The sequence below is a fragment of the Oerskovia douganii genome (assembly GCF_015142735.1).
Classification (GTDB): Bacteria; Actinomycetota; Actinomycetes; order Actinomycetales; family Cellulomonadaceae; genus Oerskovia; species Oerskovia douganii.
Genome location: NZ_JACSPN010000002.1, coordinates 286,607 through 302,677 on the forward strand (window position 1 = coordinate 286,607; position 16,071 = coordinate 302,677).

Sequence of the window (16,071 nt, forward strand, 5' to 3'; positions counted from 1 at the left end):
GCCGGGACGATCCCTGGGGCTGCGAGAGCGGCGTGTGATCCGTGCGTCTCAGTCGAGCACGGCTGTCGCCTCGACCTCGACGAGGACATGAGGTTCGAACAGGGCCTCGACACCGATGAGCGAGGAGGGCGGCATGGGCTGCGGGATCTGGAGACGGGCGGCGACGGTCTCGATGCCGGCCAGGAGCTCGCCCATCCTGTCGGGCGTCCAGCGAGCGACGTAGAACGTGAGACGGACCACGTCGCGGAACGTGGCCCCTGCCGCCTCGAGCCCGTTCGCGGTGCTCACGAGCGCTTGCGCGACCTGCCCGGCGAGGTCGTCCGGGTCGACCGGTCGACCGTCGTGGCCGGCGGCGACCTGCCCGGCGACGTGCACCTGGCGGGTTCCGGTGCTGATCGCGACGTGGTGATAGGGAGTGCCCGCCACCAGGGTGGCAGGGGAGAGGAGACTGACGGTCATGGGTGGTCCTTCGTCGATGGTCGGGGTGGTACCCCAGTGATACGTGGTTGCCGAAGGACACTTCAACGAGACTAGGTCTCGTGACAGAAACCTCTCGCCATGCCGGCGACCGTCTGGAGATCACTGTTTCGCACCGGGACCTGCTCGGCCAGGTGCTGGACAAGTGGTCGGTCCACGTCCTCGACGAGCTCTGCGAACGCCCTTCCCGCTTCAACGAGCTACGCCGCGCGATCCCCGCCGTCACGCAGAAGTCCCTCACGGCCACCCTGCGCCGGCTGGAGCGCAACGGGATCGTCGAGCGGGTCGTGGTCCGCTCGCGCCCGGTCGCCGTCGAGTACCGCATCTCAGCGCTGGGCAAGTCGCTCCGGACACCGATCGACGCGCTTCTCGGGTGGGTCGCGACGTATGGCGAGGACGTCGAACGCGCCCGCGACCGGTTCGACGACGAGGCCGCGCACGAGCCGGAGGCACGCGGCGCGTAGGGTCAGCCGACCCTGCTCACCCGCTTCTCGGAGAGCTGGAGCAGCGCACCCCGGTAGCCGACCATGCCCACGTCCTGGGTGTCCGTGCCGGTCCACAGCACCTCGCCGGTCGCGAGGTCGTACCCGACGGACCGGGCGGACCCGTCGGCGGTGCGGGAGAGGACGACCATCTGGGCGCCGTCGGTGGCGGCCCCGAACGGGTAGACCGAGTCCTCGCCGGGCACGGTCCACAGCGTGCGGCCCGTCGCTGGGTCGATCGCGGTCAGGCCGTTCGCGCCGTCGTCGACGACCATGGCGACGCTCGTGTGCACGTGCAGCGTGCTGCCGGACGTCGAGACCTGCCAGAGCTGCCTACCGTCGGGGTGGAACGCCGCCAGGCCGCTCAGGGTGCCGACGACGACGATGTCCTCGCTCGTCCCGTCGGAGGCGGACGGCCGGAGGATCTGCCCGGTGACCTCCCACAGTGCAGAGCCCGTGCGGTCGAGCACGACCGAGCGCATGGTCGAGGGATCGAACCGGCTCACGGTTCCCGGGGTCAACGGAAGGACCTCGTCGTCCCGGATGACGGGGTCGTCCAGACGGGTCCCGTCCGCGTCGAACGCCGCGTCGATCCCGCACCCGTCGACCGTGACGACCTGGCCCGTCGTCCGGGAGGTCACCTGGTCGAGCATGAGGGCGGCCTCGATCCCGTCGTCGAGCACCTGGCACTCCCAGGCCTGGGTCGGTGCGACGAACGGCACCCGGTTCTCCCAGAGCACGTCCCCCGAGAGCGCGTCCTCCAGCGTCACGACGACCTCTCGCCCTCCGGGCGCCTCGACGAAGGTGGCGTCCCCGTTCTCGTCGTAGAGCTCGAGAGGGCCGACCGGTGGACCGACGGGGCCGTCGCGGCGGACGTGGACGACCGTGCTGCCCGGCCCCACCGCGTACCCCGATGCCTCGTCGACCGCGCCGACCTCTCGGCTCCCCGTGACCTGCCCGTCCGCGCCCAGCACCGAGACCACCATGGCGTCCGGGGTACCGGACAGGCACAGCAGGGGCCCCTCGTCCGGGGTGAAGGCCGACCAGTAGACGTCTCGGCCGCAGAACGCCTGCGGCCCGACGGCCGTCTGCCACACCTCCTGACCGGTCAGGACGTCGACGGCGGCGACCGTCTCGCTCGTGCCGGCGGCGTCGCGGCGCAGGAGCATGCCCCCGAACGGCATCCAGACGTGGTCACCGGTGTCCAGGGACCACAGCTCGCGCGGGGGCCCGGTGAACGGCAGCACGCCGCCCTTGCTCGCGACGAGCCGCGCCGCGGTGCGTCGCTCCTCGATCTTCCCGCCGATCGCGAGCCCGCCGACCACGAGGGCGAGGACGGCGGCGCCGGCCGCCCACGGCGTCCAGCGGACCGTCCTCCTGCCCGACGGCGGGTCCCCCGCCCCGGGAGGTCCCTCGTCCTGCCCGTCGCGACCACGCTCGTCGTCGCCCCTGCTGGTCGGGGGTTCCCCGTCCCCAGCAGGTCCCGCCGGTCCCCCCGGCGTGACGGGCTCGTGGTCCAGGTCCTCGACGACCTCGAACGGCACCGCCCGGGGGGCGGCGGACTGGCGGCGGCGCGGCATGCAGGGGAGCCTAGCGACCCGCAGGGATCCGCACCCCCGGGGACCGGCTCGCGACGCCCGTGACCCTCAGCGCAGGAACAGCCGCGCGGCCTGGGCCTCGGCGTCGGCGTACGTCTGCGCCGCGGAGCCGAGCGCGGTCGTGATCGAGTCGAGCGCGGTCTCGACGTGCACCTGCGCGCCCTGCCACTCGACCATGACCCCGGCGAACGCCGTGGCGGCCCCGCCCTGCCAGCTCGCCTGGAGGTCCTGGAGGTTGCGCAGCATGGCGCCCACCTCGGCGCGGATGGCCGTCACGGACCCTCCGACCGCCGCGCTCGCCTGCGCGACCCGTGCGCTGTCGACCTCGTACCTGCTCATGTCGTCCTGCCTCTCTCCGGTTCCGAGGGGCTCCGTCCGGGCCCCGCCCGGCGTGACGGTCGCGACCGGGTGGGCAGGACGCTAGGGGTGAGCGGCGCCGTCGGGCAGGGGCAGACACAGCACCTGTGCGCGCGGCCTCAGGGCGCGGGCCTGTGCACGGCTCGTCCCCGTGGCGAACCGGGACGCGCCGGCACGCGCCGGGCTGCTCAGTGCGGCGACGGCGCGACGAGCGCCGGCGGGGCCGACGCCTCGAGCTTCTTCTGCTCCTTGCGCAGGCGCTGCAGCTCGGCGTCCAGGTTCTGCCGCGCGGGCTCCTCCCACGCGGCACCGAGAGGGCTCGAGAACAGCGAACGGCGGTCGAGCAGCTTGGTGATGATCGCGGTGCGCGCGCGCAGGTAGTCGGCGAGCGGGATGTGCGCGTACTCGTCGCGCACGTCCTTGAGGTACTCCTTGTACCGCTGGGGCTCGGCCGCGAGCATCGCGAGGTCCGCGTCGCACAGCACCGCGCAGTCGAAGTCCGCAGGGTCCGGCGCGTGGCGCACGAGCGCGTTGACGAGGAACGCGACACGGCGGCACGCCTTCTCCGGGACCCCCAGCGCGGACAGCTGCTCGAACGCGAGCGCCGCGCTCGCACTCTCGTCCTCGCCGCCCTTGTTGGCGTACGCGGCCTTGCGTGCCGCGTCGAAGATCGCGCCGTGGTACCAGGCCGCGAGGCGGACCACGTCGGCGTCGTGCGTCTCCTCCGCGAGCTCGTCGACGCGTCCGAGCACGTCGGCGAGGTGGCGCAGGTTGTGGAAGTGCCGGTCCGGCTGGTTCCACCGTTCGAGGAGTCCCTCGCCCACGGCGCGGATCTCCTCGAGCGGGGCCGTCGCCCCGGCGCCCTTGCAGCTACGGGTCCAGGAGGTGAGCAACCACTGCGGTGCGTCAGAGGTGGTGACGCCCATGAGATCAGCCTTCTTCGATGCGGGTACAGGGTGCGTCGACGAGCACGGATGCTCCTTCGAGCCTACGTCCGATCCGCCGACGACCCGCCATCGTAGCCCTGTGTCGGGAGTTCCACGTGAACCGTGAGGCCACCGCCCTGCGTGGGGGCCACGGAGATGTGCCCGTGGTGCGCGCCGACGATCGCCGCGACGATCGCCATGCCCAGGCCGGAGCCCCCCGAGGCGCGGTTGCGGGACGAGTCCGCGCGGTAGAACCGCTCGAACACGTGGGCCGCCTGCTCGGGCGTGATGCCGGGTCCGTGGTCACGGACCTCGAGGACCGCGACGGGCGCGGGACCGCCGCCCTCCGGCGCCTGCACACCGAGCGCGATCTCGACCGGCGTCCCGTCGGGGGTGTGCTGCGAGACGTTGCCGATGAGGTTGGCGAGCACCTGCCGCAGGCGGTCCTCGTCACCGATCACGGTGAGGTCCCTGGGCGCGTCGTCGGCCGCCCCGCCCAACCCCACGATCCGCACCTCGCGCGTCGGGTCGAGCGCGTGGAGGTCGCCCGCGGAGTCGCGTGCGAGCGCCGCCAGGTTCACGGGGTCGCGCCGGATCGGACGGCCCTCGTCGAGCCGGGCGAGCGCGAGCAGGTCGTTGACGAGCGTGCCCATGCGCGTCGCGGAGTCCTCGATGCGCCGCATGGTGTCGTCCATCTGCTCGGACGTCGTGAGGGCTCCCATCCGGTACAGCTCGCCGTAGCCGCGCACCGTCGCGAGCGGGGTGCGCAGCTCGTGGCTGGCGTCCGACACGAAGCGCCGCATCCGCGCCTCCGAGGCCTCCGAGGCCGCGAACGCCCGCTCGATGTGGTTGAGCATGGTGTTGAGCGACTCCGCGAGCGAGCCGACCTCGGTGCTCGGCGGGGCGGGCCGCACGCGGCGTGTCAGGTCGCCACCGGCGATGTCCGCGGCGGCCTCCTCGATCTCGCGCAGCGGGCGCAGCGCACGCTTGACCGCGAGGTACGCGACCGCGCCACCGATCAGCGCGATCCCCAGGGCACTGACCGCGAGCGTCCTGCCGAGCACCTTGACGGTCTCGTGGATGCCGCTGAGCGGGAGCGCGACGAAGGCGGTCGAACCGTCGCCCTTGATGAGCGGCATGACCCGCCACTGCGTCGGGTCCGTCGGGACGATGAACCCGATCGACTTCGGGCCGACGGTGAACGGCTCGCCGACGATGCGCTGGACCTCCTCGGTCGACATCGCCGGGATGTCGGGCGCCCCGAAACGCTCGACGGTGTCCGTGTCGTACAGCGGGCTGCTCACGCCGGACGAGAGGCGGTAGACGATGTAGTAGTCGCTGGGCAGGGCGCCCTCGCCCTGGCTGAACTGGCTCAGAGGGTTGTTCGCGACGTTCTCCGAGGTCCGCTGGAGCTGCTGGTCGACCTGCCCCACGAGGTACTGCGCGACCACGGTCGTCGTCGCGAGAGCCGTGATGCCCAGGCCCGCGGCGAGCAGCAGCGCGATGATCGCGACGAGCCGCGCGCGCAGAGGCACCCGGGCGAACCAGCCCCAGTTCTCGGTGGGGACGGGCCTGCCGTAGGGCCGGGGCTCGTCGGGCGAGGGGACGGTCGGCGCGTCGTGCGCGGCAGGGCGGGGCCCACCGGCACCGCTCGGGCCGGCACCGCTCGGGTCGGCACCGCTGGGGCCGGCACCGCTCGGGCCGTCGCCGCGGCCCGACGGCGCGGCCCTGGTCCCAGGACGCGCCGCACCCTGGGTGCGGGGCGTCGAGGAGGGGCGTGACGTCGTCGGGCCGGGGGGCGGGGGGACCGGCGGCAGCGCGCCCGAGGAGCCCGGCGACCCGGGCGCGCTGCCGGGCGACGAGGACGGAGACGTGCTCATGACCTGCGGGCGCTCCCCGACTCCGGGGGCGTGCGCAGCAGGTACCCGACGCCGCGCTTGGTGTGGATGAGCGGCTGGACGGGCTCCTCGGTGCCGTCGGGACCGGTCACCGTGAGGTTGTCGATCTTGCGACGCAGGTAGGAGATGTAGGACTCGACGATGTTCGCGTCGCCGCCCCAGTCGTACTGCCAGACGTGGTCGAGGATCTGCGACTTCGAGAGCACGCGGCCCGCGTTGAGCATGAGGTAGCGCAGCAGCTTGAACTCGGTCGGCGACAGGTCCACGACCTGGCCCGCGCGCCGCACCTCGTGCGAGTCCTCGTCGAGCTCGAGGTCGGCGAAGCGCAGCACCGCGGTGTCCTCGGGCTCCGCGTGCGTGCGGCGCAGCACCGCACGGATGCGGGCCACGACCTCCTCGAGGCTGAAGGGCTTGGTCACGTAGTCGTCGCCGCCGACCGTGAGGCCCGTGACCTTGTCCTGCGTGTCGTCGCGCGCCGTGAGGAAGAGCACGGGCGTGTGCTGACCCGTGGCACGCATGCGGCGCGTCACGGTGAACCCGTCCATGTCGGGAAGCATGACGTCCAGGACCACGAGGTCCGGCTCGACGTCGCGCACGAGCTTGAGCGCGCTCGTGCCGTCCGCGGCCGCGAAGACCTCGAAACCGGCGAAACGCAGCGACGTGGACAGCAGCTCACGGATGTTGGGCTCGTCGTCGACCACGACCAGCCGTGCCTCGGGTTCGCTCATGGTTCCAGTGTGCGACCGAACCCTGGGAGTCGCCTGGGCGGCAGCGGTGGGCCCGGGCCGTGGGTGGCGTGCCGGAGCATGGTGCCGCGGGCCGACCCGGTCCTGACACGAGGCCGTCGAGGCGGGAGGATGCAGGCATGCGGATCAGCGACGACCGGAGGAGGGCGCGCCTCGTCGCGCACCAGCTCGACCTCGGGGCGGGCGGTCCCGCCCCGGAGAGCACGGTCGAGGGCGTCGTCGACCGGCTCGTCGCCCTCCACGCGACCGACGCGCCCAGCGTCTACCTGTCCGTCCTCGCGCGCGTCCCCGGGCTGCGCATCGAGGACGTGCAGGCCGCGATGTACGACCGGCGCTCCCTGGTGCGCGTCCTCGCGATGCGCCGCACCCTGTTCGTCGTGCCCCGCGACCAGGTGCCGGTCGTCCACGCCGGGGCGAGCGCCGCCGTCGGGCGCCGGCTGCGGGCACGCCTCCTCAAGGAGCTCGCGACCCTCCCCACGGACCCTCCCGTGACCGACGCCGCGGCCTTCCTGGAGCACGCCGAGGAGCAGGTCCACGACGCGCTCGCGCAGCACGGCCCCCTCACGGGTGCGCAGCTGTCCGCGCAGGCGCCCGTGCTGCGGACCGCGTTCCTGCCCACCACGACCAGGTCCTGGGACGTGCGGCGCTCGCTGACCTCGCCGTTGCTGTCGCTGCTGTCGGCCGAGGGGCGGATCGTGCGGGGGGAGCCGACCGGCGGGTGGTCCTCCAACCGCTTCCTGTGGCGGCCCGTCGAGGACTGGCTGCCCGGCGGGGTTCCCGCGCTGGACGAGGCCGAGGCCCGGGTGCGGCTCGCGCACGACTGGCTCGAGGCGTTCGGCCCCGCGACCGTCGCGGACCTCCAGTGGTGGACCGGGTGGAACCTGGGCCAGACCCGTGCCGCGCTCGCGGCGCTCGACGTACGCGAGGTCGAGCTCGACGGGCTCGGGGCAGGCGTCGCGCTGCGGTCCTCCGACCTGACGCCCGCCCCCGGGTCCACTGCCGGGCACGTCGCCCTGCTGCCCTCCCTCGACCCCACGGCCATGGGGTGGAAGCACCGCGACTGGTACCTGGGCCCGCACCGGGAGCACCTGTTCGACACGGCCGGGAACATCGGCGCGACCGTCTGGTGGGAGGGGCGCATCGTCGGCGCGTGGGCCGTGCGCCCCGACGGGACGCCCGCGGTGCGTCTCCTCGAGGACGTCGGGACCGACGGCGTGGCCGCCGTCGACGCCGAGGCCCGGCGGATCACCGGGCTCCTCGACGGCGGAGGCGTGACCGCGTCGTTCCCCACGCCGCTGTACCGCGAGCTGCGGGGCTGATCCTGCCGGGCCCCGCCCGGCCCGCTCGCCTCGCCGCCCGGCCGCTGGTGGGACGCAGGAGGGCGGGGCGGCGCGACGTGCGCAGCCCCGCCCTCCGGTGGGTCCGACGACCCGGGACGGACTCAGAGGTAGCGCAGCGGGTCGAACTCCTCGAGCGGGATGATCCGGACGCGCGGCAGGACCGTCTGGAACGCGCCCACGTTGTCCTCCAGGTCGTAGAAGCTCAGGCCTCGCGACGCGAGCTCGGTGAACCGCGAGTTCACGAACTCGCGGAAGCACAGCAGCCCCACGCGGCGGTCGGTGTCGTCGAGGAGGTCCTCGACCTGCGGGATGAAGTCGCCGTCGTGGCTCGCGAGGAGCACGTCGCCCGGGCGGTCCTGGAGCGCGTCGAGCATGCGCTGGATACCGATGTCGACGACCTTCTCGGTGCTCGACCCGGCCAGCGGGATGGGGCGGTAGCCCATCGCGAGCAGCGCCTGGACGAACGCCATGGGCATCTGCCCCGACGACGCGTTGAGGAAGAACAGGGGCGTGACGTCCTGGTTCCACAGGTTCGCCGCGAAGTCGACGATGCGGTCCCAGCGGGGACGCTCCTCGGGGTTCGGCCGGTGGCCCAGGACGCTCATGCCGAGCGTCGCGTCGATGTTCTCCCCGTCGACGATCAGGTAGGTGCGGCGCCTGGCCTCACCCTGCGTGCTGACGAGGCCGTTCGACGTGCTGGAGTCCGACATGGGGTCCAGCCTATCCGCCGTGGCGGGGCGGGCGGTCCGGCGCGTGGTCGCGTCCCCGACACGGATCGGGTCGAGGCGTGGGCACCGTTTGCACGTGAACCCCGGGTAACGAGTACCTTTCAGCGGTGAACCTCCAGCTTCTCGACCCGGTCCGGATCACGGTCGTCCAGAACTCCCCGGACGTCACCCTGGACACCTTCGCGGACCGGCTCGGTCCTGACGTCCGACTCGTGCGCCCGTTCGACGGCGAGGCCCTGCCGGACGTGACCGACCTGGGTGACGGGCTCGTGGTCCTGGGCGGGCAGATGTCCGCCTACGCCGACGACGTCGCGCCCTGGCTCCCCGCTCTCCGCGACCTGCTGAGCGCGGCCGTGATCTCCGCGGTGCCGACGCTCGGGATCTGCCTGGGTGCGCAGCTCCTCGCGGTCGCGGGCGGTGGGCACGTGCAGGTCGCCGCCCCTCCGGGCCGTGAGGTCGGTCTGACGCGCGTGTTCTGGAAGTCGGGGGCGGAGGCGGACCCGGTCCTGGGCCCGCTGGCTCGCGCCGCGGCGGGGACGGGCAAGCGGGCCCGCTCGCTCACGGTCAGCATGCACGCCGACGCCGTCATCGACCTGCCGGAGGACGCCACCTGGCTGGGCATGTCCGACATGTACCCGTACCAGGCCTTCCGCCACGGTTCGGCCCTGGGGGTCCAGTTCCACCCCGAGTCGACGCTCGACACGATCCGCCGCTGGGCCGAGGACCACCCCGACGTGGACGCCGACGCGGTCGTGGCCGAGGCCGCCCCCTTCGAGGACGAGGTCCTCGGGACGGGCCGCCTCCTCGCGGAGTCGTTCCTCGCCGTGGTGCACGACGACGTCGCTCACCGGGGCGTGCGGGCGTAGGTCCGGCGTCGGCGAGGCGGGCGGGCCCGGGGCACCAGACGGGTGCGTGCGCACGAGACGGGTGCGCGGGGCCGTGACGGCAGGACCGGTCCGGTGCGGGACCGCCCGTCTCGTGGCTGGTGGGCCGCGTGCCCTGCGTGTCCGCGGTCGCCACGGGGCGGTCGGTGGCAGGGTGTCCGGATGATCCGACACACGGTCGCCTTCCGCCTGCGCCACCCCGCGGGGTCCGCCGCCGAGGCCGACTTCCTGTCCGACGCGCGCGTCCTGGCGCAGATCCCGGGCGTCGAGAGGTTCGAGCAGCTGCGCCAGACGAGCACCAAGAACGCGTTCACGTTCGGCTTCTCGATGGAGTTCGCCGACGCCGAGGCGTACGCGGCCTACGACGGGCACCCGGACCACCGGGCGTTCGTCGCGCAGCGGTGGGTGCCCGAGGTCGAGGACTTCCTCGAGATCGACTACGAGCCGCTCACCACCGGCTGACGCGTGCGCCGCAGGACCGGGGCGTCCCGGTCCTGCGGCGCACGCCGTCCCTGCGGGACGAGGTCACCAGCCCCCGGCCGGCGCGTCCTGCGTGCTCGCGTCGATCGCTGTCACGGTCGTGGGCGTGATCTGCGGCGCGGGGGAGGACCCGCCGCCCTTGAGCGCTGCGAGCCGGGCCTCGACCTCGATGTTCTCGCCCGAGGTCTCGAGCTCCTCGAACTGCGCGTCGAGGGAGGAGGCGGCGACCTCGGCCTGGCCGAGCGCGAGGGCTTCCTCGCGGCGCACCTTCTCCTCGAAGCGGGAGATCTCGCTCGTGGGGTCGAGCACGTTGATCGAGCTGATCGCGCCCTGGACGGTCTGCTGGGCCTGCGCGGACTTCTGTCGGGCGATCAGCGAGTCGCGCTTGGACCTGAGCTCGCCCAGCTTGCCCTTCATCTGCGCCAGGCCCGTCTTGAGCTTCTCGACGGTCTCGCGCTGGGACGTGATGAGCGGCTCGGCCTGCCGGACCTCGCCCTCGGCGGAGATCTGCCGCTGGAGCGCGACCTTGGCGAGGTTGTCGAACTTGTCGGCGTTCGCGGTGTCGCCCGCGGCGCGGTACTGGTCGGCCCGGGCGGAGGCGGCGGCCGCCTTGTCCCCCCACTCCCGCACGGCGGCGACGTCCTCGTTGTAGTCCTGCTCGGCGAGCCGGAGGTTGCCGATGGTCTGCGCGACGGCCTGCTCGGCGTCGGCGATGCTGTTGGTGTAGTCGCGGACGAGCTGGTCCAGCATCTTCTGCGGGTCCTCGGCGCTGTCGAGGAGCGCGTTGATGTTCGCCTTCGCCAGCTGGGTGATGCGTCCGAAGATGCTCTGCTTCTCTGCCATCGGTCGTGCCTTCCTGCTCGTGGGTACGGGTACGTGCGTGCCGTCCTGACGTGCGACGCTCTGCGACTGGCTGCGGGTCTAGAACCGCCCCCCTCGGCTGGAGCGGCCTCCCGAGGAACCGCCGGAGGACCGACCGCCCCCGCCGAAGCCGCCCCCGCCGAAGCCGCCCCCGAACCCGCCGCCGGAGCGCCGGCCCCCGCCGCCTCCGCCGCGCAGGATCTGGTCGAGGAGGATCCCGCCGAGGACCATGCCGCCGACGTTGCTCCCGCCGCCCGACCCGCCACCGAACATGCCGGGCCCGTTCTGCTGCGACTCCCACGCCGACGCGTCGCGCTGCGCGAGCTGTGCCGCGGCCTGCGCCAGGGAGTCGGCCTGCTGGGCCGTGGCGAGCGCGCGGACGGGGTCGGTGGGTTGCAGGGAGCGGGCTTCGCCGAGGTAGCGGATCGCCTCGGAGAGCCGTGTGCGCGCTTCAGGCCCGACGGCGCCGCGCCGGGTCTCGATGAAGTCGTTCGTCGCGCGGATCTGGGAGTCGACGCGCCCGATCGTGTCGCGCAGGAGCGCCGCGGCGCGCGCGGCCTGCTCGGCGCTCTCGCGGAACGGCGCGAGCGCCGCGTCGATCGCGGCCTCGGCGTCGGTGAGCCGGCGCAGCGCCGCGATGGGGTCGCCGCCCTCGCGGGCAGCCTGGGCGTCGGCCACGGCGGCCTGGGCCTCGGTGGCGCGCGCGGTCACGGCCGGGTCGTCCGGGGCCAGGCGGGCGGCGTCGGAGATGTCCGCGGTGATCGACGCGACCGCGACGTCGAGCCGCTGACCGGCCTGCGCGAGGACCTCGCCCGCGGAGTCGATCGCGTCGAGGAGCGTCACGGCCTGCCCGACCGCGTTCTCGGCGGCGCGGGCGTGCGCGACGGCCGACGCGCGGTCCTTGCCCTCGAGGGCGGCACGTCCTGCGGCGACGGCCTCCCGGGCGCCTGCGACGAGCTGGAGCGCCTGGTCGGGGTTGGTCGAGACCGAGGCGAGCGCCGTCTGCGGGTAGGCCGCCGCCAGGGTGGCGAGGGTGCTGCGGGCCGGGCCGACGCGAGACTCGACCTCGTCCGCGCGGCGGTCGACCTCGTCGAGGACCTCGGGGGCGCGGGACTGGAGGTCCCGCAGCTCGTCGAAGTGGGCGGACTCGGCGTCGAGCGACCGGGCGACCTCGGTGCACAGGGCGATGATCTGCGCCATCATCGTGCGGGCCTGGGGCTCGGCCTCCGGGGTGTCGTCGTCGAGCTGCTGGCGCAGCGCGAAGGCCTGGGACACCTTCTGCTTGCCCGACTCGAGCGCGACCTGGAACTCCTGGGTCGCCTCGAGGCCGAACTGGGCCTGGGCGAAGCCGAGCTCCTGCTCGGAGGTCTTGAGGGCGTCGTCGATCGCGACGAGGGCCGAGCTGGCGCGCCGGTCCAGCTCGGCGGTGGGGAGCTGTGCGAGCTCGTCGGCCTCGTCGGGGCGGGTGGGGCCGCCGGCCGTGCCGCGTCGCCTGCTGAGGATCGCGCGGACCACGAAGAAGCCGGCGATGGCGACCAGGCCCACGACGAGCGCGATCAGCCAGCCCGACCCTCCGGACGACGAGCCGGTCGCCTCGGCGCGCAGCGTGTCCGCCGCGGCGATCGCTGCGCCGGCCCACTCGTCCTGGCTGAGCTCGTCCTCGACCGCCGTCTGGACCGTGTCGAGGGCGGCGTCGGACAGGCCGATGTTGTGGTCTGCCGAGAGGTCGTAGCGGCGGTCCTCGGTCGCGACCGCGAGCAGCACGTCGTCCCTGCCCATGCCGGACAGGTTCGCGGTCGCGGTGGCCCAGGTCTGCGCGTCCTGACCGTCGAACGTGTCGACGTACACGACGAAGAGCTGGTAGGGGGTGTCGGCCTCGAGGCGGTCCATCGCGGCCTCGACCTCGTCGGTCTGGTCGCCGAGCACCCCGGCGGGGTCGGTGACCCGGCCCGGGAGGTCGAGCGGCTGCTCGGCGGGGAGCGACGCTCCCGCGAGCAGGGTGGCTGCGAGCGGCGCGCTGCTCGTCCCCGTCGTCGCTCCGTCGGCGGCTGCGGGGGAGCCGAGGCCGAGGACGGCCAGCAGCCCCGCGACCACGAGCGACAGGCCGTGTCGCAGGGCGGGGCGGCGCCCGCGGTGAGGACGGGCGGTCACGGCGGTGCTGACGGGGGACGGGGACGACGAGGCCACGTCGTGATCCTTTCCCACGGGTACGAGGCCCGCAATCGCGACACAGGACACCGGGGGCATTTCGCCCCACGAGTTCCGCCGGGCCGGTCCGGGTGGCCCTGTCCGGGGGCCTGGCCCGGCCGTCGGTGCCGTGCGCGGCGGAGCGACGCAGACGAGCGGGAATGTTCGTACGGCGTACCATGTTGAAAGGGGGACGACGACGAGAGGAACCCATGACGACGAGCACGCCGACCGCACGCGCCACGACCGCCGCCACGAGCCCGCCCGCCACGCCGAGCCTGCCGCGCACCGCACCGCCGCCGCTCGCCGACCAGGCCGAACGCCTGCTCGCGCTCGGCGTCCACGCCCTCGCCGGACTGTCCGCGGGCGAGGTGCGCGACGCCGTCGGGCCTCTCACGCGCAGCGCGCCCCACGGCGGCCTGCTCGCCGTGCACCCGCGCCTCGCCCCGCCGTCCGCCCTCGCGCCCCTGCTGCGGCTCGGCGACAAGGAGGGGTTCGTCGTGGTCGACATGGAGGACGTCGACCGGTTCGAGCCCCTCGACGGGCTCGTGCTGCCGGACGGGCCGCTGTACGTCGTGACCGACGTCGACCGCGGCGACGACCTGGCGAACTGGTCCCCCGACGAGGCCCTCCCGGAGATCACCCGGCGGGGGCGCACACCCCTCGTCCTCAGCGAGGGCATCCACTGGGCCCTGCAGACACCCGACGTCGTGGCGCGCAACCACTGCTTCATGACGATCGGGTCGAGGCTCCGCAAGGACAAGGGGCGCCTCGACCCCCGCACGCCCGCGCTGTGGATCTCCAACGGCACGGGACGCGACGGCAAGGAGCGCCACGGCGCGCCCAAGGTCGGCTGGTGCTGGGCCGGCAACCGGCACACGTGGCTCGGCTTCGCGTCGGGCGCGCGCCGCGTCACGGCGACCGAGGGGTAAATGCCGGGCCTCGTCGTCGTCACCGGCGATAGCCTCCGCCGATGACGACGATCAGGCCCCTGCACCCCACCGATCTCGACGCCCTCGTGGAGCTGTCGCTGCGCGCCTGGCAGCCCGTGTACGACTCGTGGCGCACCCTGCTCGGCGAACGGATCTACGCGCTCGCCTACCCGGACTGGCGTCGCAGCCAGGCCGACACCGTCCGCTCGGCGTGCACCGAGCACGCCACGACCACGCTCGTGTCCGAGCGGGACGGGCAGCCGGTCGGGTTCGCCACGGTCGTGCTCGGGGAGCCAGGCGCCGACGCACGGACCGGCGACCTGGAGCTCATCGCCGTCGACCCGTCGGCGCACCGCGACGGCGTGGGCCGCGCCCTCCTGGACGCGTCCCTCGACCTGATGCGGGACGCAGGCTGCGCCTACGCGAGCGTCTGGACCGGAGGCGACGACGGGCACGGACCGGCGCGGGCCCTGTACGAGGCCGGCGGCTTCACCGCGCTGCCGGTCGTGCACTACTACCGGGAGCTCTGAGCCTGGATCCGCCGAGCCGGTTTCTGGAGCGGATTGAGCGGTGCTCGTGGATGGCCTGACTGTCGGTGCTGACGGGGGGGCGCGCGGTACCTGCCGGTCTGCCCGGCTCTTCCACTTTCGGTCCCTTCTCGTCGGGACAGGGCTTGCTGGTCAGGTGGCGGCTGTCAGTTGGCCGCTGGCGGTCTCGAAGAGCTCATCCCAGGCCTGCTGCCAGGGCCAGTTGCGCGGTAGGTGCAGCAGCCAGGTGCGGGCACGGTTGGCGATGCGGGCTGGGACGGCGATGAGCTGAGCGCGGATGGTGGCCATGCGGGCTTTGGCGTGGAAGCGCGAGGCCAGCACCCCGGCTGCGCGGGTGAGGTTGAAGGCGATCGCTGCCAGGACGGTCCAGGCGCTGTTGGCGGTGAACACTGCCGAGGGCATGTGGGCCAGCGGACCGTTCTTCAGGTCGGCGATGACCTGCTCGATGATGGCGTGGTCACGGTGAGCGGCCTCTGCCTGGAGCATCGACAGCGGGGAGTCGGTGAACACGGCGTGATGACGGTAGACGTTGAACATCTCGCCCTGGCCCTGGGGCACCGACCGCGGGTTGAGTCGCTTGACGCGGCGCACGATCAGCCGGGCGCTGGTGTGGTCGTCCTTCTTACGAGAGGTGAAGGCGGTGTAGTGGATCTCGGCCACGTCGGCGTCGGAGACCCAGCGCTGCTCGTCCTCGTCCCAGATGGCCTCGGGGTACTTGATTCCCACCCACGCCTCCTCGGGGATGCGGGAGATGGCGGCGACCACGGCCGCGTCCATGCGCGCGGTGATGGAGAAGTGCGCGCCACCGCGGCGGACCGCGGCTACGACATCGTGTTGGTAGAAGGCGCTGTCGGCGCGCACCGTGACCATGCCCCCGGCCCCTGCCCTGCGAGCCGCGGCCAGGGCCTCGGCGATCATCTTGCCCGCCCCGCGCGGTGACTTCACCGAGCCCTTGCGCAGCCGGATGCCGGCGATCACCGGCGCCGCCGTGGGCGTCGACAACGTGGCCACCAGCGCGTTGAGGCCCTTGACGCCGCTGTAGCCGTATCCCGCGCCCTGCTTGGCGTAGCCGTGAGTCTCGCGGATCGTGTCGTCGAGATCGACGTAGGCCATCTCATCGACGCCGGACACCAGCGCAGGCACCCGAGCGGCCAGCGCGGCCAGCAGCCGAGAAGCGATCGCGTCCAGTTGGCGAACGTGCCCGAACTTATAGCCGCGCAGGTGCGTGCCCAGCGTCGTGGGAGCCCGCAACTCGCTGAACGCCCGGCCCATCCCGCCGTGGCGGACCAGGTCCATGTCGCTGATGCTGTCGGCCCCGGCCACCATCCCGCCGACCAGCGCACCGACCTTCACCTGCGCGTTCGCACCGGCGCTGCCGGCCAGGGTGATGTGCGCATCGACCAGGTCCGACAGCCCCGCCGACTCGGCCAGCAGCATCACCGGCACCAGCCCACCGGCAGCGATCAGATTGTCATCATCGAACTCAGCGGAGAAGCTGTGGGAAACTCGCACTACCGATGCTCCTGTAACTCAGCGGTCTGGGACTCTCAGAGGTGTTCTCACCAGGCTGATTTGGCGGTTCCTCGTTGAAGGTGGAGCAGGACGAGGGCTGCTGCGGTGATCTCGG

The 16,071-nt window shown here is 73.2% G+C and carries 16 protein-coding genes; 6 read left to right on the top strand and 10 right to left on the bottom strand.

Annotated features, from left to right (window positions below):
- Window positions 1-48: 48 nt before the first annotated feature.
- On the bottom strand, window positions 49-459 hold the full coding sequence (locus H9623_RS02930; protein ID WP_193718582.1) for a RidA family protein: 411 nt from the start codon (window positions 457-459) through the stop codon (window positions 49-51).
- Between the two features lie 80 nt (window positions 460-539).
- On the opposite strand from H9623_RS02930, the gene H9623_RS02935 reads away from it, so the two are divergent.
- Window positions 540-941, top strand: coding sequence for a winged helix-turn-helix transcriptional regulator (locus tag H9623_RS02935; protein ID WP_193718583.1), 402 nt, complete (start codon window positions 540-542; stop codon window positions 939-941).
- Window positions 942-943: 2 nt separating this feature from the next.
- Here the strand turns inward: H9623_RS02935 and H9623_RS02940 are convergent, their stop codons facing one another.
- The 5 genes from H9623_RS02940 to H9623_RS02960 form a co-directional block, all read right to left on the bottom strand.
- A complete protein-coding gene (locus tag H9623_RS02940) occupies window positions 944-2,539 on the bottom strand; it encodes an outer membrane protein assembly factor BamB family protein (protein WP_193718584.1) in 1,596 nt (531 codons plus the stop codon).
- Between the two features lie 66 nt (window positions 2,540-2,605).
- Window positions 2,606-2,896: a WXG100 family type VII secretion target gene (locus H9623_RS02945; protein ID WP_193718585.1), complete on the bottom strand. Its 291-nt coding sequence runs from the start codon at window positions 2,894-2,896 to the stop codon at window positions 2,606-2,608.
- Between the two features lie 206 nt (window positions 2,897-3,102).
- The gene (locus H9623_RS02950; RefSeq protein ID WP_193718586.1) at window positions 3,103-3,840 is read right to left on the bottom strand and encodes an HD domain-containing protein; all 738 of its coding nucleotides are present in this window, start codon (window positions 3,838-3,840) and stop codon (window positions 3,103-3,105) included.
- A 62-nt stretch (window positions 3,841-3,902) separates the two neighbouring features.
- Window positions 3,903-5,720 (bottom strand): sensor histidine kinase, encoded by a 1,818-nt coding sequence (locus H9623_RS02955; RefSeq protein WP_193718587.1) that lies wholly within the window; start codon window positions 5,718-5,720, stop codon window positions 3,903-3,905.
- Window positions 5,717-6,466 (bottom strand): response regulator transcription factor, encoded by a 750-nt coding sequence (locus H9623_RS02960; protein ID WP_056645367.1) that lies wholly within the window; start codon window positions 6,464-6,466, stop codon window positions 5,717-5,719. Before H9623_RS02960 ends, H9623_RS02955 begins: the two co-directional genes overlap by 4 nt.
- Window positions 6,467-6,603: 137 nt before the next feature.
- Between H9623_RS02960 and H9623_RS02965 the strand changes: the two genes are divergently transcribed.
- Entirely contained in the window at window positions 6,604-7,803 is a 1,200-nt protein-coding gene (locus tag H9623_RS02965) for a winged helix DNA-binding domain-containing protein (RefSeq protein ID WP_193718588.1), read from the top strand.
- Window positions 7,804-7,925: 122 nt separating this feature from the next.
- On the opposite strand, the gene H9623_RS02970 is transcribed toward H9623_RS02965, so the two are convergent.
- A complete protein-coding gene (locus H9623_RS02970) occupies window positions 7,926-8,534 on the bottom strand; it encodes an NYN domain-containing protein (RefSeq protein WP_193718589.1) in 609 nt (202 codons plus the stop codon).
- A gap of 125 nt (window positions 8,535-8,659) precedes the next feature.
- On the opposite strand from H9623_RS02970, the gene H9623_RS02975 reads away from it, so the two are divergent.
- Entirely contained in the window at window positions 8,660-9,418 is a 759-nt protein-coding gene (locus H9623_RS02975; protein WP_321575251.1) for a type 1 glutamine amidotransferase, read from the top strand.
- Window positions 9,419-9,598: 180 nt separating this feature from the next.
- On the top strand, window positions 9,599-9,898 hold the full coding sequence (locus tag H9623_RS02980) for a Dabb family protein (RefSeq protein WP_193718590.1): 300 nt from the start codon (window positions 9,599-9,601) through the stop codon (window positions 9,896-9,898).
- A 63-nt stretch (window positions 9,899-9,961) separates the two neighbouring features.
- Here the strand turns inward: H9623_RS02980 and H9623_RS02985 are convergent, their stop codons facing one another.
- Complete coding sequence (locus tag H9623_RS02985) at window positions 9,962-10,759, bottom strand: PspA/IM30 family protein (RefSeq protein WP_193718591.1); 798 nt, start codon at window positions 10,757-10,759, stop codon at window positions 9,962-9,964.
- A 78-nt stretch (window positions 10,760-10,837) separates the two neighbouring features.
- Complete coding sequence (locus H9623_RS19755; protein WP_321575252.1) at window positions 10,838-12,964, bottom strand: TPM domain-containing protein; 2,127 nt, start codon at window positions 12,962-12,964, stop codon at window positions 10,838-10,840.
- 212 nt (window positions 12,965-13,176) lie between these two features.
- Here H9623_RS19755 and H9623_RS02995 point away from each other — a divergent pair, with 212 nt between their 5' ends.
- The gene (locus tag H9623_RS02995; protein WP_227748041.1) at window positions 13,177-13,896 is read left to right on the top strand and encodes a DUF5701 family protein; all 720 of its coding nucleotides are present in this window, start codon (window positions 13,177-13,179) and stop codon (window positions 13,894-13,896) included.
- 41 nt (window positions 13,897-13,937) lie between these two features.
- Window positions 13,938-14,426 carry a GNAT family N-acetyltransferase gene (locus tag H9623_RS03000; RefSeq protein ID WP_193718593.1) on the top strand — a complete coding sequence of 163 codons (489 nt, stop codon included), beginning with the start codon at window positions 13,938-13,940 and terminating at the stop codon, window positions 14,424-14,426.
- Window positions 14,427-14,576: 150 nt separating this feature from the next.
- On the opposite strand, the gene H9623_RS03005 is transcribed toward H9623_RS03000, so the two are convergent.
- Window positions 14,577-15,956: an IS1380 family transposase gene (locus H9623_RS03005; RefSeq protein ID WP_095797264.1), complete on the bottom strand. Its 1,380-nt coding sequence runs from the start codon at window positions 15,954-15,956 to the stop codon at window positions 14,577-14,579.
- Window positions 15,957-16,071 lie beyond the last annotated feature (115 nt).